The sequence below is a fragment of the Achromobacter sp. Marseille-Q0513 genome (genome assembly GCF_018195695.1).
In the GTDB taxonomy this organism is placed as follows: domain Bacteria; phylum Pseudomonadota; class Gammaproteobacteria; order Burkholderiales; family Burkholderiaceae_B; genus Achromobacter.
Map to the genome: position 1 here is coordinate 1 of NZ_JAGTJY010000482.1, position 521 is coordinate 521.

General features: G+C 58.3%; 1 protein-coding gene. It reads right to left on the reverse strand.

What is annotated here, in order from left to right:
- Positions 1-521, reverse strand: a 521-nt coding sequence (locus KDH83_RS31375) for an ATPase, T2SS/T4P/T4SS family (RefSeq protein ID WP_212323037.1), incomplete at both ends; no start/stop codon positions are given.

The window sequence follows — 521 nt, forward strand, 5'->3', positions numbered from 1 at the left end:
GTCGACAAAGGCGTCGCCCGTCAGATCGTCCCGCACTTCACCGAGGAACGCGTCGGTTCCTGCGGCGCGCTTGAGCGCGTTCAACTTCGCGGCGAGAGCTTCACGATCCAGACCGTTCAACGTGCGAGCGAAAGTCGCTTGCAGCGCATTGCGGAACTGAAGTTCAACCGGGTCTTCCAGGGTGTTTATCTTGCGCGTCTGGGGAAGGCGAACGATCAGCTGTCCGATGCTGACCGTTTTCCCTGAGCCGGGGACGCCACCAAAAATGATGGCGCCGCCTGTACTGTTGAGGCACCGTAGCAAGGTGGCTTCGTGTGTTGGAAGAACCCCAAGCGTATCGAGGCCGACGCATTCAACCCGTGCGTCGACGTCGAGAATGCGTAATGTGATAGACGGCCCGTTGTCGGTAATGTAGGAACCCCAGCGCAGCAGATAGTTGCGGTCGTCGATCACTTCATACAGACGGCCTTGCTGTTCGTTCACCATGTCGAGGAAGAGACCGTTTCCGCCGTAGACATCAA